This is a genomic window from Jatrophihabitans sp., from assembly GCF_036388195.1.
Classification (GTDB): Bacteria; Actinomycetota; Actinomycetes; order Mycobacteriales; family Jatrophihabitantaceae; genus Jatrophihabitans_A.
The window spans coordinates 1-2318 of sequence record NZ_DASVSG010000013.1 but is presented as its reverse complement, the minus strand read 5'-3'; the positions used below and the strand labels follow the sequence as shown (position 1 = coordinate 2318).

General features: G+C 73.9%; 4 protein-coding genes. 3 read left to right on the top strand and 1 reads right to left on the bottom strand.

The genetic code is table 11. The features are described from left to right. A partial coding sequence (locus VF612_RS01055; RefSeq protein WP_408657994.1) for a hypothetical protein occupies positions 1–186 on the top strand: 186 nt, incomplete at its 5' end. Between the two features lie 7 nt (positions 187–193). On the opposite strand, the gene VF612_RS01050 is transcribed toward VF612_RS01055, so the two are convergent. Then, on the bottom strand, positions 194–1408 hold the full coding sequence (locus VF612_RS01050) for an ABC transporter substrate-binding protein (RefSeq protein WP_408657993.1): 1215 nt from the start codon (positions 1406–1408) through the stop codon (positions 194–196). Between the two features lie 154 nt (positions 1409–1562). Between VF612_RS01050 and VF612_RS01045 the strand changes: the two genes are divergently transcribed. Continuing rightward, the gene (locus tag VF612_RS01045; protein WP_408657992.1) at positions 1563–2081 is read left to right on the top strand and encodes a hypothetical protein; all 519 of its coding nucleotides are present in this window, start codon (positions 1563–1565) and stop codon (positions 2079–2081) included. 21 nt (positions 2082–2102) lie between these two features. Next, on the top strand, positions 2103–2318 hold a 216-nt coding region (locus VF612_RS01040; protein ID WP_408657991.1), incomplete at its 3' end, for a hypothetical protein.

Below are 2318 nucleotides of genomic sequence, written 5' to 3'. Positions count from 1 at the left end.
CCGGGGACGGTGCGCGACAACCTGATCGCGATCACCGGCGCGTTGCAGAAGGCCGGTTACACGGCCGGACGCGGGATCGTCGGCGCCAGCGAGGGACGGCTGCCGTTCACCAGGAGCGGCCGTCCGGGAGTGCTGCAGCTGACGGCGGTGGACGCCTGCACCACCCGCTGGCAGGTGCAGGCCTGAACCCCGGTCACTGGGGCACCGCGGGCAGCTGGGTCGAGAGCGCGTCGTCGGTCACCGCGGCGAACCGCAGGTCGGCGAACCGGGCGAAGTACATGTCGCTGGAGCTGACCCCCTCCCGGTCCTCCGGGCCGAAGCCGCGCTGGTCGCCGTTGGCCCCCATCACCGACGCGCCCTCGACGGCGGTGAGCAGCGGCGGGCCGGTGGCGCCGGCCGTGATGGTCAGCGCGGCCGAGATCAGCAGCACCGCGTCGTAGGAGTACATGGCCCAGTCCGGCGGTTGCAGCACCGGCCGGCCGGCCGCCGACATGCCGACCCGGTCGGGCCCGAAGCGCTGCTCGTAGGCGGTCCGGAACCGTTCGAAGGGCGCCGGGCCCATCTCGCTGGTGATCCGGAACGACACGAACGTGGCGCCGTCGAGCCACCGCGGGTGATCGGCCAGTTGCTGGCGCACCAGCGGGTCCTCACCGGTCGGGCTCAGGAAGACCGGAACCTGCCACCCGGCGGACCGGGCGGCCCTGATGACCTGCGCGATGCCCGGCGCGCCGGCCCACAGCAGCAAGGCCCCGGCGCCAGCTCGGCGGGCCGCGAGCACCTGGGCGCTGACATCGCCGGCGGCGACCGGCAGGACGATCCGCTTCACCACCCGCAGCCCGTTCTGCGCCAGGTCGACGCGCAGCTGCCGCGCACCCTCGCGGCCGTAGGAGGAGTCGTCGCTGATCAGGGCGATCGGCCCGGTCCGGCGGGCGGCCAGGTAGTCGGCCAGCCGCCGGCTCATGTGCTTGTTCGCCGGCGCCAGCCGGAAGATGGTCGGGTGCGTTGCCGGGTCGACGAACGAGCCACCGCCGTCGAACACCACGAAGACCGGCAGGGACGCGGGGTCGGTCACCCGGGACACCGCCAGCGCCCCGGTGCCGTCGGTGATCAGCGCCGCGGCATTCCAGCGGACCGCCGTCCTGGCGTTGGCGACCGCGGTGCTCGGCGAGGCGTTGTTGTCCAGGATCTTCAGCCGCAGCCGGCCGTTCGGCACTCCCGGGACGACGGCCTGCTGGGCGATGGCCAGCTCGGCGCCCCGCACCACCGACCGCCCGATCCACGGCTGGGCGGCCAGCGGCGCCGACACCACGATCAGCGGCCCGTCGCCGGCCGGCGCGCCGGGCCCGGCCTGGCACCCGGCGCCGGCCAGCAGCGCGCAGAGCAGCAGGCCGACGGTCAGCACCCGCATGGCAGCTCCTGCTCCTGTACGACCTGGCAGCCGGTCCTGGTCCCGGCTGGCTGGTCCTTCTCCGGCTGGGACCTGCCACCGTGCTCCGGCGCCCGGTACGTTGGCAAGCGAGGCCGAGCAAGCCACGCAGGCCGTCGCACGTCGGAGACAGCTGATGAAGCTGAGCATGCTCATGGCAACGACCATCCTGGGGCTGGCGCTGGCCGGCTGCGGCGGGAACGGCGATTCGACGTCGGGAGCGGCGTCCGGAATCAGCAGCAGCGCGGCCTCGCCGTCGGCGACCGCCTCCCTGTCCCCCTCCCAGTCCGAGTCCGGATCCGCCGGGGCCGCGCAGGCAGCGTGCAACCAGCAGCAGACGGCGCCGCATCCGGAGCTCATCCGCCAGCTGCCTGCGGACTTTCCGACCCTCGTCGGCTGGCAGCCCACCGAGGTCACCAACCAGGGCCAGACCCGCGCGGTCAGCGGCGTGCTGCGTGGCGGGGTCACCGATCTGGTGACCGTCCGCGACAACGCCGCCGATGAGCTCGTCACCGAGGGCTACACCCAGGCCGGATCCGATGAGGAGGCCGGTTTCGAGGCGGAGGCCGAGTTCACCGGACCGCAGGAGGTCACCATCAAGGTCAAGCCGCTGTGCCGTGACTACCTGGTGCTCACCTACACCGTCCGGCAGTAGCCCGGCCGGCGAGGGGCAGCCGTGACGAGCCGCCGCCGCGCCGGCCTGGCGCTCGTGACCGCCGCCCTGCTGCTGGCCGCAGCCGGCCCCTGCTACGCCGACACCATCGAGCTGCCGGCGCCGCAGGCCGACCAGCTCGGCGGCTCGGAGCTGTTCCAGGCGCTGGGCACGCCCCAGGACCAGCTGCCCGGCTACCTGGCTCCCGGGCCGCTCAGCAATGACGAGCTCGTCCAGGTC

What these genes read in the sequence shown, in the direction of transcription:
- VF612_RS01050 (WP_408657993.1), bottom strand. Translation starts at nt 1,408, where the DNA reads ATGCGGGTGCTGACCGTCGGCCTGCTGCTCTGCGCGCTGCTGGCCGGC.
- VF612_RS01045 (WP_408657992.1), top strand. Translation starts at nt 1,563, where the DNA reads ATGAAGCTGAGCATGCTCATGGCAACGACCATCCTGGGGCTGGCGCTG.